This window comes from Enterobacter sp. 940_PEND (genome assembly GCF_001059415.1).
Classification (GTDB): domain Bacteria; phylum Pseudomonadota; class Gammaproteobacteria; order Enterobacterales; family Enterobacteriaceae; genus Enterobacter; species Enterobacter cloacae_M.
The window spans coordinates 90454-113871 of the sequence record NZ_JUMS01000093.1; the positions used below are offsets into that span (position 1 = coordinate 90454).

Genomic DNA, 23418 nt, shown 5'->3' on the forward strand with positions numbered 1-23418 from the left:
GAAAAATTTTCTCTGTGAGGTGGGTATGCTAGATAAAATTGACCGCAAGCTCCTTTCATTGCTGCAAAATGACTGTACCCTCTCTTTGCAGGCGCTGGCAGATGCCGTTAATCTGACCACCACTCCGTGCTGGAAGCGCCTTAAGAAGCTGGAAGATGACGGCATTCTTCTGGGGCGCGTCGCGTTGTTAGATCCCGAAAAACTGGGGCTTGGGCTGACGGCATTTGTGCTGATAAAAACCCAGCATCACAGCAGCGAGTGGTATTGCCGCTTCGTTACTCAGGTGTCTGAGATGCCCGAGGTGCTCGGTTTCTGGCGTATGGCCGGAGAGTATGATTACCTGATGCGCGTCCAGGTGGCCGACATGAAGCGCTATGATGATTTCTACAAGCGGCTGGTGAACAGCGTCCCGGGTTTGTCGGACGTCACCTCAAGCTTCGCCATGGAACAGATTAAATACACCACAGCATTACCCATTGAATAACTTCGTAAAATACCTTCAGGAACAAACCGCGTGCGATTATTTGCCCAATTAAGCTGGTACTTTCGTCGGGAGTGGCAACGCTACCTCGGTGCAGTCGCCCTGCTTATTATTATTGCCATCCTGCAGCTGATCCCGCCGAAAGTGGTGGGATACGTCGTGGATGGCGTCACCGAACAGCATTACACCACCGCACGGGTGTTGATGTGGGTCGGCACGCTGGTGCTGACGGCGGTCATTGTTTATCTGCTGCGCTACGTCTGGCGCGTGCTGCTGTTTGGTGCGTCCTATCAGCTGGCCGTTGAGCTGCGTGAAGATTTTTACCGCCAGCTGAGCCGACAGCATCCCGAATTTTATCTGCGTCATCGCACCGGGGATCTCATCGCCCGCGCGACGAACGACGTCGATCGCGTGGTCTTTGCCGCCGGGGAAGGGGTGCTGACGCTGGTGGACTCGCTGGTGATGGGCTGCGCGGTGCTGATCGTGATGTCCACACAGATCAGCTGGCAGCTGACCCTGCTTGCCCTGCTGCCGATGCCGATCATGGCGCTGGCGATCAATCGCTATGGCGAACAGCTGCACGAGCGCTTCAAGCTGGCGCAGGCGGCGTTTTCGTCGCTGAACGATCGCACCCAGGAGAGCATGACCAGCATCCGCATGATCAAAGCGTTTGGTCTGGAAGACCGTCAGTCTGCGCTGTTTGCCGCCGATGCGGCAGACACGGGGGCGAAAAACATGCGCGTCGCGCGTATCGACGCCCGTTTTGACCCGACGATTTATATCGCAATCGGCATGGCAAATATGCTGGCCATTGGCGGCGGAAGCTGGATGGTGGTGCAGGGCACGCTTACCCTGGGGCAATTGACCAGCTTTGCGATGTATCTGGGACTCATGATCTGGCCGATGCTGGCGCTGGCCTGGATGTTTAACATCGTGGAGCGCGGCAGCGCCGCCTACAGCCGCATTCGCGCCATGCTGGCCGAAGCGCCGGTGGTCATCGACGGTAGCGAAGCCCTACCGGAAGGGCGCGGCGTCATGACCGTCGATGTCCGCAAGTTTGTCTATCCGCATACGGAGCATTCGGTGCTGGAGAACGTCAGCTTTACTCTGCAGCCAGGGCAAATGCTGGGCATCTGCGGCCCGACGGGATCCGGCAAAAGTACCGTGCTCTCTCTGCTTCAGCGCCACTTTGACGTCACCGAAGGCGATATCCGCTTCCACGATATTCCCCTGACCAGACTGCTGCTGGACGAGTGGCGCGGTCGCCTGGCGGTCGTCAGCCAGACGCCGTTTTTATTTTCGGACACCGTGGCGAACAACATTGCCCTGGGACGCCCCGGAGCGACGCAGGACGAGATTGAACATGTGGCGCGTCTGGCCAGCGTACATGATGATATTTTGCGTCTGCCGCAGGGGTACGAAACGGAAGTCGGGGAACGCGGCGTTATGCTGTCCGGTGGGCAAAAGCAGCGTATCTCGATTGCCCGCGCGCTGCTGCTGAATGCTGAAATTCTGATCCTGGATGATGCGCTTTCCGCCGTGGACGGCCGTACCGAGCATCAGATCCTGCATAACCTTCGCCAGTGGGGTGACGGACGCACGGTGATTATCAGCGCCCACCGTTTGTCGGCGCTCACCGAAGCCAGCGAAATTGTGGTCTTACAGCACGGGCACATTGCCCAGCGCGGGCAGCATGAAACGCTTGCCGAGCAGCCGGGCTGGTATCGCGATATGTACCGCTATCAACAGCTTGAGGCGGCGCTGGACGATGCGCCGGAGCAGGATGAGGAGGCCGCCAATGCGTAAGCTCGGAACGATGTGGCCGACGCTCAAACGTCTGCTGGCCTACGGCTCGCCGTGGCGTAAACCGCTCTCCGTGGCCGTGCTTTTACTCTGGATTGCGGCGATTGCTGAGGTGAGCGGTCCGCTGCTCATCAGCTATTTTATCGACAACATGGTCGCCAAAAGCTACCTTCCGCTGGGGCTGGTGGCGGGCTTAGGCGTGGCCTACGTTGGCCTGCAGCTGGCGGCGGCAGGGCTGCACTATGCTCAGTCGCTGCTGTTTAACCGCGCAGCCGTGGGCGTTGTTCAGCAGCTGCGTACGGATGTGATGGACGCGGCGCTTCGCCAGCCGCTCAGCGAGTTTGATATCCAGCCGGTCGGGCAGGTGATTTCGCGCGTGACCAACGATACCGAGGTGATCCGCGATCTGTACGTTACCGTGGTCGCGACGGTGTTACGCAGCGCGGCGCTGATTGGCGCGATGCTGGTGGCGATGTTCAGCCTTGACTGGCGCATGGCGCTGGTGGCGATCACCATCTTCCCGGCGGTGCTGATTGTCATGGTCATTTACCAGCGCTACAGCACGCCAATCGTGCGTCGGGTGCGCGCGTATCTGGCCGACATCAACGATGGCTTCAACGAAGTGATCAACGGCATGAGCGTCATCCAGCAGTTCCGCCAGCAGGCCCGCTTTGGCGAACGCATGGGGGAAGCCAGCCGTTCGCACTACATGGCGCGTATGCAGACGCTGCGGCTTGATGGTTTCCTGCTGCGTCCGCTGCTGAGCCTTTTCTCGGCGCTGGTGCTTTGCGGGCTGCTGATGCTCTTTGGGCTGAGCTCAAACGGTACGATTGAAGTGGGCGTGCTGTACGCCTTTATCAGCTATCTCGGACGCCTTAACGAGCCGTTGATAGAGCTTACCACCCAGCAATCGATGCTGCAGCAGGCGGTGGTCGCCGGTGAGCGCGTGTTTGAGCTGATGGACAGGCCGCGCCAGGCCTACGGCAATGACGAGCGTCCTCTGCAAAGCGGGACTATCGCCTTTGATAACGTATCGTTTGCCTATCGCGAAGACCGGCTGGTGCTGCAGGACATCACGCTTGACGTTCCGTCGCGCGGTTTCGTGGCGCTGGTGGGGCATACCGGCAGCGGTAAGAGCACGCTTGCCAGCCTGTTGATGGGCTATTACCCGGTCACGCACGGCGAAATCCGCCTCGACGGGCGCCCGCTCGCGTCTCTCAGCCACACCGTGTTGCGTAAAGGCGTCGCGATGGTGCAGCAGGATCCGGTCGTGCTGGCCGATACTTTCTACGCGAACGTGACCCTTGGCCGAGACTACTCCCTGGAGCAGGTCTGGGACGTGCTGGAAAAAGTGCAGCTGGCAGAGCTGGCGCGCGGGTTTAGCGATGGGATCAATACCAAACTGGGCGAGCAAGGGAACAATCTCTCCGTCGGTCAAAAGCAGCTTCTGGCGCTGGCGCGGGTGCTGATTGAAACCCCGCAGATCCTGATTCTGGATGAAGCCACTGCCAGTATTGACTCCGGCACCGAGCAGGCCATCCAGCAGGCGCTGGCCGCGGTACGCGACCATACGACGCTGGTGGTGATTGCCCACCGTCTTTCCACCATCGTCGATGCCGATACCATTCTGGTGCTGCATCGCGGACAGGCCGTTGAACGCGGTACCCACCGTGAACTGCTGGAAGCAAAAGGGCGCTACTGGCAGATGTACCAGCTGCAGCTGGCGGGCGAAGAGCTGGCGGCCAGCGTGCGCGATGAAGAGTCGCTTATCGCCTGATGCACCAAAATGAGGCGACGCGCTAACAGTCATTCCTGTTGGTGCAAAACGGAAACGCACCCTGCACCAGCATGGTGCGTTTTTTTTCACCGGTTCGTTAACCAGAACCGTGCAACGCTCGTTATGCCGCTTTTCCCCCTGGTTTTCATTTCTGGCACACCCCTTGCAATACCTTCTGCGTAAGCTGCGGCCATTACCGAATTCTGACTGGAGGGGATCTATGAAGCTGGTTACGGTTGTAATCAAACCATTCAAACTCGAAGACGTGCGTGAAGCGTTGTCTTCAATGGGTATTCAGGGACTGACTGTCACCGAAGTGAAAGGCTTTGGTCGTCAGAAGGGGCATGCCGAGCTTTATCGCGGGGCGGAATACAGCGTTAACTTTCTGCCAAAAGTAAAAATTGATGTCGCGATTGCTGACGATCAGCTTGATGAAGTCATTGATGTCATTAGCAAAGCGGCCTATACCGGAAAAATTGGCGACGGCAAAATTTTCGTTGCCGAACTGCAGCGCGTCATTCGCATCCGTACCGGCGAATCTGACGAAGCGGCATTGTAAATAACGCCTGGCACACAGTGATAGGGATCGAGAAAATGAAGATAGCAACACTCAAAACGGGTCTGGGTTCGCTGGCGCTGCTGCCGGGCCTGGCGCTGGCTGCTACCCCTGCGGTGGTCGACAAAGCCGATAACGCCTTTATGATGATCAGCACCGCGCTGGTTCTGTTCATGTCAATTCCGGGCATTGCGCTGTTCTACGGCGGCCTGATCCGTGGCAAAAACGTTCTCTCCATGCTGACGCAGGTAGCCGTGACGTTCGCACTGGTCTGCGTGCTGTGGGTGGTTTACGGTTACTCGCTGGCGTTCGGCACGGGCAACGCGTTCTTTGGTAACTTCGACTGGGTGATGCTGAAAAATATTGAGCTGACCGCGCTGATGGGCAGCTTCTATCAGTATATCCACGTTGCGTTCCAGGGCTCCTTCGCCTGTATTACCGTCGGGCTGATTGTGGGCGCGCTCGCCGAGCGTATTCGTTTCTCTGCCGTGCTGATCTTCGTGGTGGTCTGGATGACGCTCTCCTATGTGCCGATTGCGCACATGGTCTGGGGTGGCGGTCTGCTGGCAACGCACGGCGCGCTGGACTTCGCGGGCGGTACCGTTGTACACATCAACGCCGCGGTAGCGGGCCTGGTGGGCGCCTACCTGATTGGCAAACGCGTGGGCTTCGGTAAAGAAGCGTTCAAACCGCACAACCTGCCGATGGTGTTTACCGGTACGGCTATCCTCTACTTTGGCTGGTTTGGCTTCAACGCCGGCTCGGCAAGTGCAGCAAACGAAATCGCCGCGCTGGCCTTCGTGAACACCGTTGTGGCCACGGCCGGTGCAATCCTCTCCTGGGTGTTTGGCGAGTGGGCTGTACGCGGTAAACCGTCTCTGCTGGGTGCCTGTTCGGGTGCCATTGCCGGTCTGGTTGGCATTACGCCAGCGTGTGGTTATGTCGGCGTGGGTGGCGCGCTGCTGGTCGGCCTGGTGTCCGGTCTGGCGGGTCTGTGGGGCGTGACCGCACTGAAACGTGTGCTGCGCGTTGACGACCCATGCGATGTGTTTGGTGTTCACGGCGTGTGCGGTATCGTGGGTTGTATCATGACCGGTATCTTCGCCGCGAAATCGCTCGGTGGCGTGGGCTACGCAGAAGGCGTGACCATGGTTCATCAGGTGCTGGTGCAGCTGGAAAGTATTGCAATCACCGTTGTCTGGTCTGCCGTTGTCGCTTTCATTGGCTATAAGCTGGCGGATATGACGGTGGGTCTGCGCGTACCGGAAGAGCAGGAACGCGAAGGTCTGGACGTCAACAGCCACGGCGAGAATGCGTATAACGCCTGATAAACAGCAAAACGGCAACTTCGGTTGCCGTTTTTAATGTTTATTCCCTCTCCCCATGGGAGAGGGGAAGGGTGAGGGCATCAGGCCGCACAAGGCAAAAGCAAAACGGCAACTTCGGTTGCCGTTTTTAATGTCTATTCCCTCTCCCGGTGGGAGAGGGTCAGGGTGAGGGCATCAGGCTGTACACAATCACCCGCGATTACGCATTACCCCTTCCTGCACCGTAGACGCGACCAGCACGCCGTCCTGAGTATAAAACTCCCCACGCACAAACCCACGCGCGCTCGACGCTGACGTACTCTCCACGCTGTAAAGCAGCCACTCATTCATGTTGAACGGACGGTGGAACCACATGGAGTGATCGATCGTCGCAACCTGCATCCCTTTTTCCAGGAAACCAACGCCGTGCGGCTGCAGCGCCACCGGCAGGAAGTTGAAATCTGACGCATAGCCCAGCAGATACTGATGCACGCGGAAATCTTCCGGCACGGTCCCGTTAGCCCGGATCCAGACCTGGCGCTTCGGCTCGGCGGTATGGCCTTTCATCGGGTTGTGGAACTCAACCGGGCGGATCTCCAGCGGCTTATCGCAGAGAAACTTCTCTTTGACCTGCGGCGGAAGCAGATGCGCCAGCGCGCGGGCGATATCCGTCTCTGATTTTAAAGAGTCGGGTGACGGAGCCGGGGGCATCACTTTTTGATGTTCGTAGCCGGGTTCCGGCGCCTGGAAAGAGGCGGTCATGTAAAAGATCGGCTTGCCGCTCTGAATGGCCGCTACGCGGCGTGCGCTGAAGCTGTTGCCGTCTCGCAGGACTTCAACGTCATACACAATCGGTTTTGCGCTATCGCCAGGGCGTAAGAAGTAGCTGTGGAATGAATGCACCAGACGGTCTGCCGGGACAGTCTCCTTTGCTGCGTACAGTGCCTGTCCGACGACTTGCCCCCCGAAAACCTGGCGTAAGCCGAGATCTTCGCTCTGTCCGCGAAAGAGTCCTTCCTCAATTTTTTCCAGATTCAGTAATGTCAGCAGATTGTTCAGTGCCTGACTCATAGTTGTCCTCAATAAACGCCGTAGCGAAAGATAGGCAGAGTATAACGCAGAAATGAAAGTGGTCCGATGGGTAGAATAATCTGAATATCGGCACGTTTTCAGGCATAAATCGGTGATCTGTGCCACACTTAGATACGTTATGTGATTGAAACGACATCGGATGGGATCGATCCCGCTGGTGCATTGATAAGGAGACTTCAATGAAACTCGTGCCCATGCTAAGTGGTGTAGCTATTGCGGTGGCGTTGTCCGCCTGTGCCGGTAAGAGTGCCCAGGTGCCGGTACCAGCAGCCGACCCGAACGGGATTAATACCCTTTCACAGCAATCCATTCAGCAGCCTAATGTTTCCGGTACCATCTGGATTAAACAGAAAGTTGCGCTGCCGCCGGATGCGGTATTAACCGTAACGCTGTCTGATGCTTCTCTGGCCGACGCACCGTCGAAAGTGGTGGCCCAGCGTGCCGTTCGTACTGAAGGCAAGCAGGCGCCGTTTAGCTTCGTGTTGCCGTATAACCCGTCGGACGTGCAGCCTAACGCCCGTATCCTGCTGAGCGCAGCGGTAACCATCAACGGCAAGCTGGTGTTTATCACCGATACGGTCCAGGAAGCGATCAACAACGGTGGGACAAAAATCGACCTGAACCTGGTGCCGGTACAGCAGACCGAAGTGCCGGTCGCACCGCAGACCAATCAGCCGTCCCTGCCAACCCCACCGACTCAGATGTAATTTCTGCATTTCCCCTCTCCTCCGGGAGAGGGGTCAATACACCCAGCGAAACTTCTGCAAATCGATCTGACCCGACCCTGACACCTGCACCCCTTCTGAAAGTAACGCCTGACGCTGACGCTGAAGATCCGGCCCGGTGAGCGAAATGGCGCCATGACGATTCACCACTCGATGCCAGGGCAGCGTACTGCCTTCCGGCAGCCGTTTCAGGACGCCTCCAACCTGTCGCGCCGCGCGCGGGGAACCGGCCAGACGCGCGACATCACCATAGGTGGTGACGTAGCCTTCCGGGATTGAGGCCACGATTTGCCATACGCGCTGTGGAAAGGAGTCGTTTTCGTCCATACCTTTACCTGTAGGGAGTGTCTGGAAAGCTATGGTAAACGAAGATCTTCATGATTGCTGCGCCTGTTTGCGCAAGAAACCAGCATCCGGTTTCTGGTCGCTTGCAATTGGGTCTTAGCACAGGGATAATGCGCCAGCGCGTTGGTTATCAACGCTCTCAATGGGGGCTCTGTTGGTTCTCCCGCAACGCTACTCTGTTCACCAGGTCAGGTCCGGAAGGAAGCAGCCAGGGCAGACGACGTGTGTGCCGGGATGTAGCTGGCAGGGCCCCCACCCATTTGTGGCCTCATAAGATTCTTCTGCTTCACCTCTCCCTTACATCATTTCTCCACAATAAAACTACGTCTATATTGTGTAATATATATTTCATTGCAATGAAATATTATTGTCATAAACCTGTAATAATAGACTGTCATTTTATAATCGGACGGTTATTTTCTTCCATAACTCAAAAAAATATATATCTGGATAACATTGTTAAGTTCGTGTATTAAATAAAGTACTTATTCCGAAGGGAAGTGACAAACATGGCTACAGCGGTATTAAACGTTAAGATTGATGACGCGCTAAAAGAAAGACTTCGCCACTATGCGGAAGTCAATAACGAGAATTTAAGCGTGACGACAGAGAAACTGCTGCTGCTGGCGTTCGAAGCAGTAGAAGAGGCGGGAGTATCGGAAGAGGATATTGATAATCAGCATACGGAAGAAGAGAGTGTTTCTCCTTTTACTCCTAAAGAAATCAAGGCTCTACGTAAACTTCTGAAGAAGAGAAAATGAAACAACAACTGTCAACCGCCAGTGACTACAACGAGGCCTGCGATCTGTTGCGTTCAGGCTACGTGAAGCATGTACGTCTTGGCTGGAATGTTGGAAGCGATGAGTTCTTTCGTATTGCGTCTGACTGGTGTGATACCGGTGCAAAAATAAAGAAAGACGGTGATAACTTCGTTATTTCACTAAAAGGCTTTCCTATTCCACCTCAGCATTAAACCTTGACCAGTGAAAACTGCTGACTGCATATGTTACAGTCAGCAGTTTTTATTTTATGATCTGCTTCAAATATTTTAATATTAGATCACGCTGCGTTTTAACGATGGCACGTTTTTATTCAGGGCGAGCCATAACGGTTTGATCCTCAGTAACGCCTGCTCAAGCTCTGTCGATTCCAGCGAGAAGGGCATACGTAAATAGCGGTCAAACGCCCCTGATAAACCAAATCGCGTCCCGGTTCCCAGGTTAATCCCGATTATTTCTGCCCGTGCGGCAAGCTGTGTCGCCAGCATGCCCGGGAGCTCTATCCAGTAAGAGAGCCCGCCTTCCGCCTCGTGGAATTTCCACTCCGGGAAATGTTCGCGCAGCAGGTCACCACAGCGATCGCGCCGTTCTGCCAGCATCTTCCGACGGGCGGGCAGAAACGTCTCGCTGTTGTTAATGAGCCACTGCATTGCCAGCTGTTCCAGCAGCGGCGAGCCTAAATCCAGAGTATCCCGCGTCTGGGCAAGGGTAGCGATGATGCGCGATGAGGCACGGATCCAGCCGAGACGCAGCCCGCCCCAGAAGCTTTTACCGGCAGAGCCTAAGGTGATGACGGTGGCCTGCGGGTTAAAGGCGGCCAGCGGCGGCGGGGGAGGCGCATCAAACCAGAGATCCACCATCGTTTCATCCACCACCAGCGCCGTGCGGGTTTGGGCTGCAATATCCGTGATGGCCTGACGGGTGGCGATATCCATACAGCGCCCGGTCGGATTATGAAAATCTGGCATCAGGTAGGCCAGGCGCGGCGCCGTCTGGGCAAGCGTTGCGGCAAAGCCATCCGTATCCCAGCCGGTTTCCGGCAGCGACACCCCGACTGGCCGACATTGCGCCCCCTGAATGGCGGCAATCGCCAGCGGATAGGTGGGATGATCGACCACGACGCGGTCCCCCGGCCCGGTCATCATCCGCAGTACCAGCGCAAAGCCGCTGACGGCACCATTGACCACCATCACTTCATCTGCGCGGGTGGGAAGACCCCGCGCGGTGTAGCGCGCAGCGATGGCCTCCCGCAGCGTCGGCAGCCCAAGCTGATCGTAGCCCGTCAGCGAGAGATGCGGGGTAATGGCCGTGAGCGCATGGGTATAAGCCTGATGGATCTCCGGCCCGGCATTCAGGGCGGCAGTGGAGAGATCCAGTGCGGCGCTCGCCGCTGAAAGGGTAGGAACGGCGCGCGTGTCAGGGAGAATGACCCGTGACCCGCTGCCGTGGCGGCTTTCAAGGTACCCTTCTTCACGCAGGTGGGCGAGGGCGCTGCTGACGGTGGTTCGGCTCACGTCCAGCGCGGAGGCCAGCTCACGCTCGCCCGGTAGACGCGTATTCAAAGCCAGACGTCCATCGAGGATTAACAAACGCAGCGCGTCGGCCAGCTGTCGCCAGAGCGGGGTGCGGGATGAGGTTTGCTGCCAGTGGCCTAAAAGGCGTACCAGAGACTGACTTCCGAAACGACGTGATGACATATGCAGTCCACTATTTGAAAACTGGACATTAATCATAGTGCCATTTTAGGTCAGGATGAAAGCCCGGTTCACTGGAGAAGATAAAAATGGTACGTCGTCTGCTACAACTCTATGTCGGTTTAGGACTGTATGGCCTTTCCACCGCGATGTTTATTCGTTCCGATTTGGGTGTCGATCCCTGGGATGTGTTTCACCTCGGGGTGGGGATGCAGCTGGGGATGACTATCGGGACGGTAATCATTGTGACCGGCGCTGCGGTGCTGCTGCTGTGGATCCCGCTGCGCCAGATGCCGGGCCTTGGCACGATCAGCAACGTGATTTGTATCGGTCTGGCGGCGGACGCCAGTATGGCGCTTATCCCGGAACTGGATTCGTTACCCGTTAGAATCGCTTTCCTGGTGTCGGGCATCGTGATGAACGCGATTGCGACCAGCATGTACATCGGGGCCGGTTTCGGGCCTGGCCCGCGCGACGGCCTGATGACAGGCATTCACGCCCGGCTGGGGTGGTCCATTCGCAGCGTGCGTACCTCAATTGAAGTGTCCGTTCTGCTGATTGGGTGCGTGCTTGGCGGCACGTTTGGGGTGGGAACCGTACTGTATGCTCTGACCATTGGCCCGCTTATCCAGCTCTGTCTGCCCTGGTTCCGCCAGAAGCCACGCATTGCGGAAATACCCCAGCCGGAGCGGGTTGTTTAATTTTGCGAAGCGCTCACATGTTTTAACGGCGTCGCTGTGCCAGAATAGACGCTTCGAAAATCGCGATGCCAGAAAGCATGAAAGCAATCACTCTCTATGATGTCGCCCTCCTTGCAGGGGTTTCTTATCAGACCGTTTCCCGCGTCATTAACGACGCGGAACATGTGTCTGCCCGCACGCGAGAAAAGGTGCAGCAGGCGATGGCGGAGCTGCACTACGTTCCTAACCTTCGGGCGCAGCAGCTGGCGGGGAAACGCACCCGTACGCTGGGCCTCATCACCACCGACCTGGCCCTGCACGCGCCTTCGCAAATTGTGTCGGCGGTCAAATCGCGTGCGGCGGAACAGGGGGCGAGCGTCCTGATTTCCATGGTGGAGCAACCCCGGCAGTGTCAGGCCGCGCTTCAGACGCTGCTGGCACAGCGGGTAGACGCGCTGCTGGTGAATGTGCCGCTTGACGATCCACTCGCCGAAGAGCTCGGGGCGCTGGCGTCACCCGTCCCGGTGCTGTTCCTCGATGTGGCGCCCTCAGCGCGGGTAAACAGCCTCGTGTTTAACGCGGAGCAGGGGGCGCGTCTGGGCGTTGAGCATCTGCTTTCGCTGGGGCACCAGCGCATTGCCCTGCTGAGCGGGCCGGAAAGCTCGGTCTCTGCGCGGGCGCGCCTGGCGGGCTGGAAAGCGACGCTGGCGCAGGCGGGTCTTAACGCGGCGGCTGTGGCCTACGGTGACTGGAGCGCGGCCAGCGGTTATGAGAAGGGACACGTGCTGCTGTCGGGGGCGGCATTACCGGACGCGATTCTGGTGGCGAACGATCAGATGGCGCTCGGGGTGATGCGCGCCTGCGCGGAAAAAGGTATCGCGATCCCTGGCCAGCTTTCGGTGGTTGGGTTTGACGATACGGCCGACAGCGCCTGGTTCTCCCCGCCGCTGACGACCATTCGTCAGGCGTTTCGCGAGGCGGGCGAACGCAGCGTGGAGTGGCTGCTGGCACCTTCCGGGGGCGAAGCGTGCCGGCAGGTTCAGCTGCCGGTGACGCTGGTTACTCGTCATTCCAGCGCGCGGCGCAACCCTAAGCAGGCCGAACGCGAGGATCTGGCGCAGCAGCTCAGAAGCCTGGCACTGCTTGCCGAGCAGATTGCCCGCAAATAAAACTTTGTGATCGGACTCGCTACCCCGCGATTGAACGCTTTACCGTTGCCTGGTGCCAGGGCATGTTAACCAAAATTGTGAGCGCTTCGCAAAGAGGTTACTATGTCCACCACTTCACCGCTGACCCTCAGCGCCATTCTGGCCCGTCGGGACTGGGAAAATCCTGGCGTCACCCAGTGGAATCGTCTGGCCGCACACGCGCCGTTGCACAGCTGGCGCAATGAGCCCTCTGCCAGAGAGGACGCTGGATCCGCCAGCAGGCACTCTCTCAACGGGCTATGGCGGTTTAGCTATTTTTCTGCGCCGGAGCGGGTTCCTCAGGCATGGGTAACCGAAGATTGCGCAGATGCCGTTGCGATGCCCGTGCCGTCTAACTGGCAGATGCAGGGGTTCGACACGCCCATCTATACCAATGTCACCTATCCCATTCCCGTTAACCCGCCTTTCGTGCCGCAGGAAAACCCGACCGGTTGTTACTCGCTCACATTTGAGGTGGATGATGCCTGGCTTCAGAGCGGGCAGACCCGCATCATCTTCGACGGCGTGAACTCGGCGTTCCATCTCTGGTGCAACGGTCAGTGGATGGGCTATTCCCAGGACAGCCGATTGCCCGCTGAATTTGACCTCTCGGCGGCATTACGCCCCGGGCAGAACCGCCTGGCGGTCATGGTATTGCGCTGGTGCGACGGCAGCTATCTGGAAGATCAGGACATGTGGCGCATGAGCGGCATCTTCCGCGATGTGACCTTGCTGCATAAACCCGATACGCAGATTGCCGATTATCACGTGGTGACGGACCTGAATGCGGAGCTGGACCGTGCGGTGCTGAAGGTGGATGTCGCGCTGGCAGGCGCTGGCTTTGCAGACGGCGAGGTGGTCATGACCCTGTGGCGCACGGGTGAAAAATGCGCCAGCGTTTCCCGGCGTCCAGGATCGGCCATCGTCGACGAGCGCGGCAGCTGGGCAGAGCGCTTAACGGCGGCGATCCCCGTTGACCAGCCCGCGCTCTGGAGCGCTGAAACGCCAGAACTGTATCGCCTGACGATTGCGCTTCTTAACCCGCAGGGTGAGGTGCTGGAGGTTGAGGCGTGCGACGTGGGCTTCCGCCGCGTTGAGATTAGCAATGGCCTGCTGAAGCTTAACGGTAAACCGCTGCTGATCCGCGGGGTTAACCGGCACGAGCATCACCCGGAAAATGGCCAGGTGATGGACGAAGCGACCATGCGCCGCGATATCGAAATCATGAAGCAGCACAACTTCAACGCCGTGCGCTGCTCGCACTACCCGAACCATCCCATGTGGTACCGGCTTTGCGACCGCTACGGGCTGTACGTCGTTGACGAAGCCAATATCGAAACGCACGGCATGGTGCCGATGAGCCGCCTTGCTGACGATCCGCGCTGGCTGCCCGCCATGAGCGAGCGCGTGACCCGCATGGTGCAGCGCGATCGTAATCATCCCGCGATTATCATCTGGTCCCTGGGCAATGAGTCGGGCCACGGCGCGAATCACGATGCGCTGTACCGCTGGCTGAAAACCACCGATCCTACGCGTCCGGTGCAGTATGAAGGCGGCGGCGCGAACACGGCGGCGACCGATATTGTCTGTCCGATGTACGCCCGGGTCGATCGGGATCAGCCCTTCCCGGCTGTGCCTAAATGGTCAATCAAGAAATGGATCGGCATGCCGGACGAAACGCGCCCGCTGATCCTCTGTGAATACGCTCACGCGATGGGAAATAGCTTTGGCGGATTCGCGAAATACTGGGAAGCGTTTCGCAGCCATCCTCGCCTGCAGGGCGGGTTTGTCTGGGACTGGGTCGATCAGGCCCTGACGAAACGGGACGAAAGAGGCAACGCGTTCTGGGCCTACGGCGGAGACTTCGGCGATAAGCCGAACGATCGGCAGTTCTGTCTTAACGGGCTGGTGTTCCCCGATCGCACGCCGCACCCGGCGCTGTACGAGGCGCAGCGCGCCCAGCAGTTCTTTACCTTTACGCGGGTCAGCACCTCTCCGCTGGTGATTGAGGTGCAAAGTGGCTATCTGTTCCGCCACACCGATAACGAAGTGCTGAACTGGACGATTGCCCGGGACGGGGACGTGCTGGCCGCGGGCGAGGTGACGCTCTCGATGGCGCCTGAAGGCGCCCAGCGTCTGGAGATTGACCTGCCAGAGCTGAACGCCGGGCCGGGTGAGGTCTGGCTGAACGTTGAGGTACGCCAGCCGCGGGCAACGCCGTGGTCGCCGGCAGACCATCGCTGCGCGTGGGAGCAGTGGCCGCTTCCGGCTCCGCTCTTTCTTGCTCCGCCAGTCCCGGCGGGCGAGCCTCCAGTGTTAACGCAAACCGATCGCATCCTGGAGATCGCCCATCGTCAACAGCGCTGGCAGTTCGATTGCGCAACCGGAAACCTGTCCCAGTGGTGGCGAAACGGCGTTGAAACGCTCCTTTCACCTCTGACGGACAACGTCAGCCGCGCGCCGCTGGATAACGACATTGGCGTGAGTGAAGCGACGCAGATCGATCCGAACGCCTGGGTTGAACGCTGGAAAGCGGCGGGCATGTACGATCTCACCTCGCGCGTTCTGCACTGTGAGGCGCAGCAGCACGCAGGCGACGTGGTGGTCACAACCCAGCACGCGCTTGAGTATCGCGGCAAAGCCTTGTTCATGAGCCGTAAAGTCTGGCGGGTGGACGATCGGGGCGTTCTGCATGGCGATATTCAGGTCGATATGGCATCTGATATCCCTGAACCCGCGCGCGTTGGCCTGAGCGTTCATCTTGCCGAAACGCCGGAAAACGTTCACTGGCTGGGGCTGGGGCCGCATGAAAACTACCCGGACAGAAAGCTGGCGGCGCAGCAGGGTCGCTGGACATTACCTCTCGCAGACATGCACACGCCGTATATCTTCCCGACGGAAAATGGTTTGCGCTGCGATACCCGGGAGCTTGTGGTGGGAACGCATCAGCTGAACGGCCGGTTCCATTTCTCGGTGAGCCGCTACGGCCAGCAGCAGCTGCGTGAGACCACCCATCATCACCTGCTGCGGGAAGAGCCGGGATGCTGGTTCAATCTCGATGCGTTCCATATGGGCGTGGGCGGCGACGACTCCTGGAGCCCCAGCGTCTCGCCGGAATTCCTCCTGCAGACACGCCAGCTTCGCTATACCTTCAGCTGGCAGCAGAACCCTTAACTGACCATGAAGATGCGGCCACAGAGCGTGGCCGCAGTCTTACGCCAGAATGCCGCTCAGGCCATGCAGGCTCATGTAAATCCCTACTACGGTAATCAGCGCAGCGGAGATCCACGGCGCTTTACGGGAGAATTCGCTAAACCCGGGCCAGCGTTTGGTCGCGTGCTTGAGGCTTAAGGCGGCAATCGCGCCGGAAGCGACCAACGTTAACGCCAGACCAATACTGAAGCTGAACACCAGCGTCGCGCCGAGGGCGAAATGCTTCAGCTGAAGGCAGATCAGCAGCACGGTGATGGACGCCGGACAGGGGATAAGCCCGCCGGTCAGGCCAAACATCACGATCTGTCCTGTGGTGACATTTTGACCGCTGAAGCGCCGGTTAATATCCTGCGCGTGAGCGCGCTGGTGGGCGTCCTGCCACTCTTCTTCAACCAGCGAGTGTTCGTGGTGATGATGATGATCATGATGGTGGTCATGGTCATGGTCATGGTCATGGTGGTGGTGATCGTGGTCGTGATGATGATCGTGCGGCTGGCTCTCTTTCCAGGTTCGCCACGCCATCCACAGGGCGATCGCAACGATCAGCACTCCGGAGATCAGCTGGAACCAGGGTTCGGACGTGTGCGCATCCCAGCCACGACCAAACCATAATCCCGCCATCGCAACGAGCCAGACCACCGCCGTATGGGAGAGCGTGGCCGCCAGGCCGAGCAACACCGCCTGTTTCAGCGTGCCGCGGATGGCAACAATAAAGGCGGCCATCATTGTTTTTGAATGGCCCGGTTCCAGGCCATGTAGCGCACCGAGCAGGATAGCGCTGGGAACAAACAGCCAGGCATTGCCCTGCTGAAGAAGTGAAGCAAAATCGGTCATGGGAAATTCCGGAGTGGAAAGCGTGCGGAGATACTACTCCCCCCCAGTAGCTTAATACTACCCCCCAGTAGAAAAATACTCAGGGGGAGTAGAGCGTGATATGCTTTAAAAGCCAAAAAATAAGGAATACAGAGATGTCACATACCGTTCGCGACAAGAAGATGTTACTGACTCGCCTGAAGAAAATTCAGGGGCAGAGCACCGCGCTGGAAAAAATGCTCAACAGCGATCACGAATGCGCCGAGGTGTTACAGCAGCTGGCGGCGATCCGCGGGGCGGTCAATGGCATGATGATGCAGGTGATCGAAGGGCATTTAACCGATCATGTGGTGAAAGAGCCTGAAGAAGCGCAGCGTGAAGCCGATCTTGGCGTGGTGTTGCGGGTGATGAAATCCTATCTTAAGTAGAATGCATGCCGAGGTTATTTTCTGCCCAAAGAATAAATTCCGTCTTCGGCAGCGCTTTACTGTAAAACCATCCCTGACCGTACTGCACGCCGTGGCGGTGAAGCCAGGCGAGCTGTCCTGCGGTTTCGACGCCCTCCGCTACCATCGCCAGCTTCAGCGACTTCGCTATTTCAATGATGTGCGGCGTCACGTTTTTATACTCCAATGCATCCACGAACGATTTATCAATTTTTAGCGTGTCGACGTCCAGATCCTGCAGATAGCTCAGGCTGGAATAGCCCGTGCCAAAATCATCAATATAGACAGGGTGGCCCGAACGACGGAATGCGGCGATAGCCGGTGCGCTAATTTTGGGATCGGCAAAGCCGCGCTCGGTGAGCTCAAGGGCGATTTGTCGGGGATGGATTTGCCACTTGTTCAGGAGCTGACTCAGCAGAGGCGGCAGGATGCCGGAGGTTAAATCGGCAGGGGCGAGGTTAATGGAGATATGCTGATCCGGATAGCGTTGTAGCCAGTGGCCCATATCTTCAAACACCTTTTCGATGACGAGCTGCGTCAGCTGCGAAATAAGCCCCGTTTGCTCGGCAAGGGGGACAAAAATATCCGGCGAGAGGCTACTTCCGTCCGACTGGGGCCAGCGCGTCAGCGCTTCTGCGCCCACGATTTTTCCGCTACAGAGCGCCACGATGGGCTGATAGTGGACTACAAAATCCCTGCTGTGAATGGCATCCAGCAGGCGATTGCGCGGCGACTGGATACGCCGCAGGATCCGCAGGACAAACAGTGCGGCGAGCAGGCTTATCAACATGCCGAACGGTAACCAGAAAAGAAGCTGCCGGTGCCAGGTTTCAGCGATCGGTTTGAGCGTTGCCCATGCGACGACGGTAAATCCAAGCTCAGGTACAGACTTCATGACGTACATTGAACCGTTGTACTGCACGCTTTTCACACCGTGCTCCTGAACCATGTCGCGGATGTGAGAATCAAGCTTACTGCTGCTGGCGAATATGCGGTGCGTTGTGCTTCCTACCAGGGCGGCATCAATCGCTATCTCGCCGAAAGGGATCACGTCCACCAGCGAGGCAGGATCGATCATGACAAGGTAGTGGCCTTTTCCCAGCACCGTCATGTAGCGGTTAAACCCAAGATCGTTTTGCGTGGTCAGCCACGCGCTGTAACCATCTTCGGTAATACGCATCGGAGGGGGGAAAGGGGCCGCATGGCTGGTTTGCTCCAGGGAGGAGCAGAGCGGTCGAAGGTTGTCGATATAAATCACTTCCTGGACATATCGCCACGAGAAAGCGACCCGGCGCATTTCCCGCAATTGCAAGGGGCTACACGGCACTCCCTCAAAGGCCTGCAGGTGATCGAGTGCTTCTTTTGCCTGATCCACAACCCTGTCGGTACGTACCAGCACGCGTGAGGCATAGTTATCCAGCGCATCGGCGAATTTATCTTCCGCCTGGCGATGGGCCAGCCAGATGCTCAGGCAGATGGGGACCAGCACAGAAAAGATAAGTACGCCAGTCACCAGACTGACCAGATGTCGGGTTTTCATGCTGTCGTGTCCTTCCTCGTATACCCGTTCCTGGGCATTGAGTTCCCTGCCTGAAGAGAAAGATTTTACCGCGAAATGATATAGTTATAGCACGAGGTTGACATGGTTTTCATTTTATCTCGGGCAAACGAGAAATTATCGTCAGAAGAGAGGGGTTGTTTTTTCAACCTCGCCTGGATATTATTTTGTTATGTTATAACAAAACATAAAGGATTTACGATGAAACCCGATATCCACCCAGCCTATCGCACCGTGGTATTCCACGACACTAGCGCTAATGAATACTTTAAAGTCGGCTCAACCATTAAAACCGACCGCGAAATTGAACTCGACGGTGAAACGTATCCGTACATCACCATCGAGGTTTCTTCAAAATCGCACCCGTTTTATACCGGTAAGCAGAAAACGTTCTCCACGGACGGCAGCGCAGCGCGCTTCCGCAAGCGTTTTGGCGGTTTTCTCAATGCGAAGCGGGGCTAACCATGCAGGTACTTAACTCATTACGCAGTGCAAAGCAGCGTCACCCGGATTGCCAGATAGTCAAACGCAAGGGACGCTTATACGTGATTTGCAAATCTAATCCGCGCTTTAAGGCGGTTCAGGGACGTAAAAAAAGACGCTAAACGCGCGTTTCTCGCCAGCTTTCCAGGGATCTTTTCTGTTTGCCATCGGCAGTAAAATTGTCGGTGGCAAGCCAGCTTTCAAAGGCGTTAGCCAGCGCCGGCCACTCTTTGTCGAGAATCGAAAACCAGTCGGTATCCCGGTTACGGCCTTTTATGACCAGTGCCTGACGAAAGCGTCCCTCAAACTGAAAGCCCAGACGCAGCGCCGCTTTGCGGGAAGGCTCGTTCAGGCTATTGCACTTCCACTCATAGCGCCGGTACCCCAGGGTATCGAACACGTACCGCATCAGCAGATACTGCGCTTCTGTCGACCCTGGCGTGCGGCTTAACAGAGGAGAGAAGTGAACGTGCCCCACTTCCACGACGCCGTTTTTAGGATCGATCCGCATCAGGGACAGCGTACCGACAGGAGACTGGGTCCGGTTATCCATAACGGTAAAGTGGATGGGATCGGATAACTCACTTACGCTCGCCACCCATTCGGCAAACTCCTCTGCGGTGGCATCGGGTTCACGCAGCAGCCATGTCCAGCTGCGGGTATCTTCGGCCAGGGAATAGGCGGAGAACAACGCGTGGGCATGCTCCACGCGCAGCGGCTCAAGCCGACAATAGTGACCCTGAAGGACCACCCGGGACGGGTGCTGACGAGGCTGCCAGTCGATAAGGGCTTCACCTACGGGCTGCCCAAACGCATTGAATGTATTCATCTTTATTTCCGTGACGTTGATAAGATCTCCAGATTAGTGAATTGCTGGTTCCTTAAAAAGAACCACCAGGCTATGTTTTTCTGGTACCACAAGGAGGGAAGATGAATATACCGGGTGATGAGCTTTACGCTTTGCTCCATGCTGCGCTGAAAAAGCGTGGGCAAGAGACGCTCCAGCGCGCGCTCTATCTCGCTTTGCGGGAGGCCATACTGGGCGGAAGGCTTCGGTCCGGCAGCCAGCTGCCCGGTTCGCGAACGCTGGCGCAGCAGATCTCGGTTTCCCGAAACACCGTCAATGCGGCGCTGGACCAGCTCACGCTCGAAGGCTATTTGCTGCGTAACCGTCAGGGTACGCGGGTGGGGCAATTCGCTCATCGTACGATTGCCCGGGCATTGCCGGATCCTGACGTCAGGCTGACAAAACGGGTCGCCCTGCTGTCCGCGCCCGTGCCGCGCGACACCCCGGTGATGGCGTTTACGCCGGGAACGCCTGCTATTAACTATTTCCCCTTGCCGCTGTGGCGGCGATTGTACGATCGCGTCCTGCGCGAGGAGGGGAGTGCCCTGTTAGGCTATGGCGACCCGGCCGGCGAGCCGTCGCTGCGGGCCGCGATTGCCCGGCATCTCGCCCTGTCTCGCGGTATCGACTGCGACGCCAGCCAGATAGTGATAACCGAAGGAGCGCTTGAGGGCGTCAACCTCTGCACAATGCTGTTAAGCGAGCCTGGCGATGTCGCCTGGGTAGAAAACCCCGGCTATAGCGGGGCAAAGAGTGCGTTTGTTAAAACCGGCCTGGCAATGACGGGAATACCGGTAGATGACGAGGGAATGTGCTGGGAAGGGCTGGATGCGCCCGCTCCTTCACTGATTTTTACCTCACCTTCGCATCAGTTCCCTTACGGTAGCGTGCTCAGCGCGCGGCGGCGGCTGGCGCTGCTGGAGATGGCCCGGCAGCACAACGCGTGGATCATTGAAGACGATTACGACAGCGAGTTCCGCTATGCCGGTGAGCCCGTACCGGCGATGCTGGGAATGGTCAATAATGCGCCCGTTGTGTATCTGGGTACGTTCAGTAAAACGCTTTTTCCATCGCTCAGAATGGGGTTCATGGTGTTACCGCCAGCGCTGGCGAAAGCGGCTCGCCCGGCCATCGGCTCGCTGTTGCGCGGGGGGCATCGTGCAGAGCAGCGTACCCTGGCGCTGTTTATTGAAGAAGGTCATTACGCCCGTCATCTTGCCGCCATGCGTAGGCTCTACCGTAAGCGCTACCGCCAGCTGCGTGAGGTGCTGTGCGCAGAGCTTTATTCTCCGCACCGCATTCTGGCAGGCGAAGGGGGAATGCATCTGGCGCTGGCGATAGACAGTATTGACGACCAGAGGCTGGTGGAGCAGGCGAGGGCGTTTCAGCTGGCACCCGCTGCGCTGAGCGGGTACTACCTGGAGGTGAAGCAGGGGCAAACCGGTCTGGTTTTAGGTTACGGCAATACCTCTGCTTCTCAGTTTGCGCCGGGGATCCGACGCCTGCAGGCGTTAATTACGCAGCAGCAGGGCGGGAAAGGGTAAAAACATCATAGAAAGAGAGCTGGCCTTTGGTGGAGACCATTTTCTGCAGCTTCTCTTTTTGCCCGGCTTCAACCGCCGGAGAGTGCATAATGTTTTCGATCAGCTCTTCTGGCACGTAACGCGTGTTGTACCATTCGCCGTTATAGCAGACCCGAAAATCGAGCACGTCGATATCTTCGTAACGGTAGCGCGGATTCACGTCGAAAAAGAAAAAGGCGTTAAAGACGACAAACAGTACAACCAGCAGCCAGACGGAGTCCACCAGCGTTTCGGACTTCAGCATCACAATCAGCGTCGCCAGCCACGCGGCATACATGGCGACAAACAGTCCAGGATGTTTGCGAATAAAGCTAATGCTAAAGCGCGGGCGATTGTCGCGCTTTTCGCGGAGGTTGAGATCGTCGATGGTGGCGGTAAGCAGGCGCTGTATCTCGGTCATTTTTTGCCTTCATGAGAGTTGACAATACAGGGTGTCTGCCAATTTTAGGGGAGCCATCAGGCTGAAAAAAGTAACAGTCTGGCGCTAAAAGACTATAACAGTTGACTCCCCGCAACCTCACAGCGTTTTGATGATTTTTGCCGGGTTGCCGCCAACGACGACGTTAGCCGGGACGTCTTTCGTCACGACGGCGCCGGAGGCCACGACCACATTATCACCAATGGTGACGCCAGGGTTAATGACCGCCCGGCCACCAATCCAGACGTTATTGCCAATATTGACAGGTTTTCCAAATTCCACGCCGCTGTTTCGTTCTTCCGCGTCCAGGGGATGGGTAGCCGTATAAATATGAACACCCGGCGCGAGCATGCAGTTATCGCCAATATGAACAGGGCAGACATCCAGCATCACGCAGTCGAAGTTTGCATAAAAGTTTTTGCCCAGATAAATGTTATATCCGTAGTCGCAGCGGAAGCTCGGCTCAATATAAGCTCCTGCGCTTTGTCCCAGAAGTTCCGCCAGAATGTTCTGTCGTTCTGTTTTTTCATCAGGCGCGGTGTGGTTATAGCGGTAAACCAGATGGCGGGCCCGCAGTCGGTCAGCCCGTAACGTCTCATCGCCGGGGCGGTAATGTTCACCGGCAATCATTTTTTGTTTTTCTAAGCTCATTGGAAACCTCTCTGGATGTTATTACCGCAGGGTAATCGGAACAGGCCAGAAGGGGAACGTTCCCGAAAAGCCGTTGTGACTGTCGTCACAACATTGCTGCTGATGAACACGTTTTATACGGAGACCTGGCTTACGCACAGGGAGCATAACGGGACAGGTAAATACTCAGAACGAGGCGTAGAACTCTACAGACACCCTTCAAAGATTAACGGACAAATTTCCACACAGAAGTAGGGATTTTGTCATACAGCTTATTCATTGTCAGTTCAGCAAGACGATGGTCAGCGGCTGAATAAAATACCGCCAGTTCATTATCAGAAAGCTCGTATTTATTCTTTTCAATGACGCGCTCGAGCGTGTCAATTGACTGACAACGTCGTAAGCGCATCAAATAATCGATTTTTGTGAGTGGTTTATCAGACATAAATTCACCTTAGTAATTGTAATAATTTTAACAGGAAAGACTCACCGGGTTAGCTCTGCTCACGTTGACGAAACAGCGGAATAGCCGATTTCCCGATTTACGCCATTTTTGCAAATCCTGAGCGTTAATGCCGTAACTGCTGAACAACATAAAGGTGTCGTCCAGGTATTCATCAATTTGCTCAATGAGCTTATTATCTTCATTGTACTTAATTTTATAATTAAGTGCGAAGGTTGCGATATGCTCTATCAGCTCATTCAACTGTAAATTGATGGCAGACGTTGGGTCGTTTACCCAGCCATGGTTGCTTTCATCAAGATTGGCAAGGCAGTCATGGTACAAGGATTCGCAGAGAAATTTCAACTGCGCGATATCATGCCTTTTTGGCGAGTACTCGTCCATAGCGCATCCCCTTCTGAGTGATTTCTTACTCACCGAACATCATTGTCGGGATGGATACAACTGACTTAGCTACATGAGTGCTGTGTTCCTGATAACCTAACTATAAGCCACTCCTTCCTGGATTTCACCGCGCTATTACGAAAAATTACAAATA

Annotated in this window: 25 protein-coding genes and 1 other RNA gene; 16 read left to right on the plus strand and 10 right to left on the minus strand. The window is 56.8% G+C overall.

The features are described 5' to 3' along the window. The first annotated feature begins 25 nt into the window (after positions 1-25). The 5 genes from ADJ24_RS13050 (at position 26) to amtB (ending at position 5945) form a co-directional block, all read left to right on the plus strand. The gene (locus tag ADJ24_RS13050) at positions 26-484 is read left to right on the plus strand and encodes an Lrp/AsnC family transcriptional regulator (protein WP_023310581.1); all 459 of its coding nucleotides are present in this window, start codon (positions 26-28) and stop codon (positions 482-484) included. 30 nt (positions 485-514) lie between these two features. Next, the gene (locus ADJ24_RS13055; protein WP_023310582.1) at positions 515-2287 is read left to right on the plus strand and encodes a SmdA family multidrug ABC transporter permease/ATP-binding protein; all 1773 of its coding nucleotides are present in this window, start codon (positions 515-517) and stop codon (positions 2285-2287) included. Continuing rightward, a complete protein-coding gene (locus ADJ24_RS13060; RefSeq protein ID WP_023310583.1) occupies positions 2280-4061 on the plus strand; it encodes a SmdB family multidrug efflux ABC transporter permease/ATP-binding protein in 1782 nt (593 codons plus the stop codon). Before ADJ24_RS13055 ends, ADJ24_RS13060 begins: the two co-directional genes overlap by 8 nt. 220 nt (positions 4062-4281) lie before the next feature. Continuing rightward, positions 4282-4620 carry a P-II family nitrogen regulator gene (glnK, locus tag ADJ24_RS13065; protein ID WP_008503304.1) on the plus strand — a complete coding sequence of 113 codons (339 nt, stop codon included), beginning with the start codon at positions 4282-4284 and terminating at the stop codon, positions 4618-4620. Positions 4621-4655: 35 nt separating this feature from the next. After that, positions 4656-5945, plus strand: a complete 1290-nt coding sequence (amtB, locus tag ADJ24_RS13070) for an ammonium transporter AmtB (RefSeq protein WP_023310584.1) — start codon at positions 4656-4658, stop codon at positions 5943-5945. A 189-nt stretch (positions 5946-6134) separates the two neighbouring features. Here the strand turns inward: amtB and tesB are convergent, their stop codons facing one another. After that, a complete protein-coding gene (gene tesB / locus ADJ24_RS13075) occupies positions 6135-6995 on the minus strand; it encodes an acyl-CoA thioesterase II (RefSeq protein ID WP_023310585.1) in 861 nt (286 codons plus the stop codon). Between the two features lie 200 nt (positions 6996-7195). Between tesB and ADJ24_RS13080 the strand changes: the two genes are divergently transcribed. Next, complete coding sequence (locus ADJ24_RS13080; protein WP_008503301.1) at positions 7196-7723, plus strand: YbaY family lipoprotein; 528 nt, start codon at positions 7196-7198, stop codon at positions 7721-7723. Between the two features lie 33 nt (positions 7724-7756). On the opposite strand, the gene ADJ24_RS13085 is transcribed toward ADJ24_RS13080, so the two are convergent. Further along, a complete protein-coding gene (locus ADJ24_RS13085; protein ID WP_023310586.1) occupies positions 7757-8068 on the minus strand; it encodes an MGMT family protein in 312 nt (103 codons plus the stop codon). Between the two features lie 170 nt (positions 8069-8238). Between ADJ24_RS13085 and ffs the strand changes: the two genes are divergently transcribed. The 3 genes from ffs to ADJ24_RS13095 all read left to right on the plus strand — a co-directional run bounded on the left by ffs (position 8239) and on the right by ADJ24_RS13095 (position 9059). Beyond that, positions 8239-8335: signal recognition particle sRNA small type (gene ffs, locus ADJ24_RS23745), an RNA gene on the plus strand. Positions 8336-8595: 260 nt separating this feature from the next. Then, positions 8596-8847: a hypothetical protein gene (locus ADJ24_RS13090; RefSeq protein ID WP_023310587.1), complete on the plus strand. Its 252-nt coding sequence runs from the start codon at positions 8596-8598 to the stop codon at positions 8845-8847. Then, positions 8844-9059: a hypothetical protein gene (locus ADJ24_RS13095; RefSeq protein WP_023310588.1), complete on the plus strand. Its 216-nt coding sequence runs from the start codon at positions 8844-8846 to the stop codon at positions 9057-9059. The genes ADJ24_RS13090 and ADJ24_RS13095 overlap by 4 nt, the downstream gene beginning before the upstream one ends. 81 nt (positions 9060-9140) lie before the next feature. Here the strand turns inward: ADJ24_RS13095 and ADJ24_RS13100 are convergent, their stop codons facing one another. Beyond that, on the minus strand, positions 9141-10562 hold the full coding sequence (locus ADJ24_RS13100) for a PLP-dependent aminotransferase family protein (RefSeq protein ID WP_023310589.1): 1422 nt from the start codon (positions 10560-10562) through the stop codon (positions 9141-9143). Positions 10563-10648: 86 nt separating this feature from the next. Between ADJ24_RS13100 and ADJ24_RS13105 the strand changes: the two genes are divergently transcribed. From ADJ24_RS13105 to ADJ24_RS13115, 3 genes are all read left to right on the plus strand, one after another. Continuing rightward, a complete protein-coding gene (locus tag ADJ24_RS13105; protein ID WP_023310590.1) occupies positions 10649-11260 on the plus strand; it encodes a YczE/YyaS/YitT family protein in 612 nt (203 codons plus the stop codon). Between the two features lie 77 nt (positions 11261-11337). Next, positions 11338-12408, plus strand: coding sequence for a LacI family DNA-binding transcriptional regulator (locus ADJ24_RS13110; protein WP_023310591.1), 1071 nt, complete (start codon positions 11338-11340; stop codon positions 12406-12408). A gap of 102 nt (positions 12409-12510) precedes the next feature. Then, the gene (locus ADJ24_RS13115; RefSeq protein WP_023310592.1) at positions 12511-15600 is read left to right on the plus strand and encodes a beta-galactosidase; all 3090 of its coding nucleotides are present in this window, start codon (positions 12511-12513) and stop codon (positions 15598-15600) included. 39 nt (positions 15601-15639) lie between these two features. On the opposite strand, the gene ADJ24_RS13120 is transcribed toward ADJ24_RS13115, so the two are convergent. After that, positions 15640-16473 (minus strand): nickel/cobalt efflux protein RcnA, encoded by an 834-nt coding sequence (locus ADJ24_RS13120; protein WP_023310593.1) that lies wholly within the window; start codon positions 16471-16473, stop codon positions 15640-15642. Between the two features lie 134 nt (positions 16474-16607). Here ADJ24_RS13120 and ADJ24_RS13125 point away from each other — a divergent pair, with 134 nt between their 5' ends. Continuing rightward, positions 16608-16880, plus strand: a complete 273-nt coding sequence (locus ADJ24_RS13125; protein WP_023310594.1) for a metal-sensing transcriptional repressor — start codon at positions 16608-16610, stop codon at positions 16878-16880. Here ADJ24_RS13125 and ADJ24_RS13130 read toward each other — a convergent pair. Further along, positions 16873-18438 carry an EAL domain-containing protein gene (locus ADJ24_RS13130; protein ID WP_023310595.1) on the minus strand — a complete coding sequence of 522 codons (1566 nt, stop codon included), beginning with the start codon at positions 18436-18438 and terminating at the stop codon, positions 16873-16875. The two genes, ADJ24_RS13125 and ADJ24_RS13130, sit on opposite strands and share 8 nt — an antisense overlap. 219 nt (positions 18439-18657) lie before the next feature. On the opposite strand from ADJ24_RS13130, the gene ADJ24_RS13135 reads away from it, so the two are divergent. Both ADJ24_RS13135 and ykgO read left to right on the plus strand, forming a co-directional pair. After that, a complete protein-coding gene (locus tag ADJ24_RS13135) occupies positions 18658-18918 on the plus strand; it encodes a type B 50S ribosomal protein L31 (protein WP_010428154.1) in 261 nt (86 codons plus the stop codon). A gap of 2 nt (positions 18919-18920) precedes the next feature. Beyond that, positions 18921-19061, plus strand: coding sequence for a type B 50S ribosomal protein L36 (gene ykgO / locus ADJ24_RS23565; RefSeq protein WP_003859006.1), 141 nt, complete (start codon positions 18921-18923; stop codon positions 19059-19061). On the opposite strand, the gene ADJ24_RS13140 is transcribed toward ykgO, so the two are convergent. Further along, entirely contained in the window at positions 19058-19768 is a 711-nt protein-coding gene (locus tag ADJ24_RS13140; RefSeq protein ID WP_023310596.1) for a GNAT family N-acetyltransferase, read from the minus strand. The genes ykgO and ADJ24_RS13140 overlap by 4 nt on opposite strands. Positions 19769-19869: 101 nt before the next feature. On the opposite strand from ADJ24_RS13140, the gene ADJ24_RS13145 reads away from it, so the two are divergent. Further along, positions 19870-21330, plus strand: a complete 1461-nt coding sequence (locus tag ADJ24_RS13145; RefSeq protein WP_023310597.1) for a PLP-dependent aminotransferase family protein — start codon at positions 19870-19872, stop codon at positions 21328-21330. Here the strand turns inward: ADJ24_RS13145 and ADJ24_RS13150 are convergent. From ADJ24_RS13150 to tomB, 4 genes are all read right to left on the minus strand, one after another. Further along, complete coding sequence (locus ADJ24_RS13150; RefSeq protein WP_023310598.1) at positions 21302-21769, minus strand: YlaC family protein; 468 nt, start codon at positions 21767-21769, stop codon at positions 21302-21304. The genes ADJ24_RS13145 and ADJ24_RS13150 overlap by 29 nt on opposite strands. A gap of 117 nt (positions 21770-21886) precedes the next feature. After that, positions 21887-22438, minus strand: coding sequence for a maltose O-acetyltransferase (gene maa / locus ADJ24_RS13155; protein ID WP_023310599.1), 552 nt, complete (start codon positions 22436-22438; stop codon positions 21887-21889). Positions 22439-22643: 205 nt separating this feature from the next. Then, a complete protein-coding gene (locus ADJ24_RS13160; RefSeq protein ID WP_008499287.1) occupies positions 22644-22862 on the minus strand; it encodes an HHA domain-containing protein in 219 nt (72 codons plus the stop codon). A gap of 27 nt (positions 22863-22889) precedes the next feature. Beyond that, complete coding sequence (gene tomB, locus ADJ24_RS13165; protein WP_008499288.1) at positions 22890-23264, minus strand: Hha toxicity modulator TomB; 375 nt, start codon at positions 23262-23264, stop codon at positions 22890-22892. Positions 23265-23418 lie beyond the last annotated feature (154 nt).

What these genes read in the sequence shown, in the direction of transcription:
- ADJ24_RS13050 (WP_023310581.1), top strand. Translation starts at nt 26, where the DNA reads ATGCTAGATAAAATTGACCGCAAGCTCCTTTCATTGCTGCAAAATGAC.
- ADJ24_RS13060 (WP_023310583.1), top strand. Translation starts at nt 2,280, where the DNA reads ATGCGTAAGCTCGGAACGATGTGGCCGACGCTCAAACGTCTGCTGGCC.
- glnK (WP_008503304.1), top strand. Translation starts at nt 4,282, where the DNA reads ATGAAGCTGGTTACGGTTGTAATCAAACCATTCAAACTCGAAGACGTG.
- amtB (WP_023310584.1), top strand. Translation starts at nt 4,656, where the DNA reads ATGAAGATAGCAACACTCAAAACGGGTCTGGGTTCGCTGGCGCTGCTG.
- tesB (WP_023310585.1), bottom strand. Translation starts at nt 6,995, where the DNA reads ATGAGTCAGGCACTGAACAATCTGCTGACATTACTGAATCTGGAAAAA.
- ADJ24_RS13080 (WP_008503301.1), top strand. Translation starts at nt 7,196, where the DNA reads ATGAAACTCGTGCCCATGCTAAGTGGTGTAGCTATTGCGGTGGCGTTG.
- ADJ24_RS13085 (WP_023310586.1), bottom strand. Translation starts at nt 8,068, where the DNA reads ATGGACGAAAACGACTCCTTTCCACAGCGCGTATGGCAAATCGTGGCC.
- ADJ24_RS13090 (WP_023310587.1), top strand. Translation starts at nt 8,596, where the DNA reads ATGGCTACAGCGGTATTAAACGTTAAGATTGATGACGCGCTAAAAGAA.
- ADJ24_RS13095 (WP_023310588.1), top strand. Translation starts at nt 8,844, where the DNA reads ATGAAACAACAACTGTCAACCGCCAGTGACTACAACGAGGCCTGCGAT.
- ADJ24_RS13100 (WP_023310589.1), bottom strand. Translation starts at nt 10,562, where the DNA reads ATGTCATCACGTCGTTTCGGAAGTCAGTCTCTGGTACGCCTTTTAGGC.
- ADJ24_RS13105 (WP_023310590.1), top strand. Translation starts at nt 10,649, where the DNA reads ATGGTACGTCGTCTGCTACAACTCTATGTCGGTTTAGGACTGTATGGC.
- ADJ24_RS13110 (WP_023310591.1), top strand. Translation starts at nt 11,338, where the DNA reads ATGAAAGCAATCACTCTCTATGATGTCGCCCTCCTTGCAGGGGTTTCT.
- ADJ24_RS13115 (WP_023310592.1), top strand. Translation starts at nt 12,511, where the DNA reads ATGTCCACCACTTCACCGCTGACCCTCAGCGCCATTCTGGCCCGTCGG.
- ADJ24_RS13120 (WP_023310593.1), bottom strand. Translation starts at nt 16,473, where the DNA reads ATGACCGATTTTGCTTCACTTCTTCAGCAGGGCAATGCCTGGCTGTTT.
- ADJ24_RS13125 (WP_023310594.1), top strand. Translation starts at nt 16,608, where the DNA reads ATGTCACATACCGTTCGCGACAAGAAGATGTTACTGACTCGCCTGAAG.
- ADJ24_RS13130 (WP_023310595.1), bottom strand. Translation starts at nt 18,438, where the DNA reads ATGAAAACCCGACATCTGGTCAGTCTGGTGACTGGCGTACTTATCTTT.
- ADJ24_RS13135 (WP_010428154.1), top strand. Translation starts at nt 18,658, where the DNA reads ATGAAACCCGATATCCACCCAGCCTATCGCACCGTGGTATTCCACGAC.
- ykgO (WP_003859006.1), top strand. Translation starts at nt 18,921, where the DNA reads ATGCAGGTACTTAACTCATTACGCAGTGCAAAGCAGCGTCACCCGGAT.
- ADJ24_RS13140 (WP_023310596.1), bottom strand. Translation starts at nt 19,768, where the DNA reads ATGAATACATTCAATGCGTTTGGGCAGCCCGTAGGTGAAGCCCTTATC.
- ADJ24_RS13145 (WP_023310597.1), top strand. Translation starts at nt 19,870, where the DNA reads ATGAATATACCGGGTGATGAGCTTTACGCTTTGCTCCATGCTGCGCTG.
- ADJ24_RS13150 (WP_023310598.1), bottom strand. Translation starts at nt 21,769, where the DNA reads ATGACCGAGATACAGCGCCTGCTTACCGCCACCATCGACGATCTCAAC.
- maa (WP_023310599.1), bottom strand. Translation starts at nt 22,438, where the DNA reads ATGAGCTTAGAAAAACAAAAAATGATTGCCGGTGAACATTACCGCCCC.
- ADJ24_RS13160 (WP_008499287.1), bottom strand. Translation starts at nt 22,862, where the DNA reads ATGTCTGATAAACCACTCACAAAAATCGATTATTTGATGCGCTTACGA.
- tomB (WP_008499288.1), bottom strand. Translation starts at nt 23,264, where the DNA reads ATGGACGAGTACTCGCCAAAAAGGCATGATATCGCGCAGTTGAAATTT.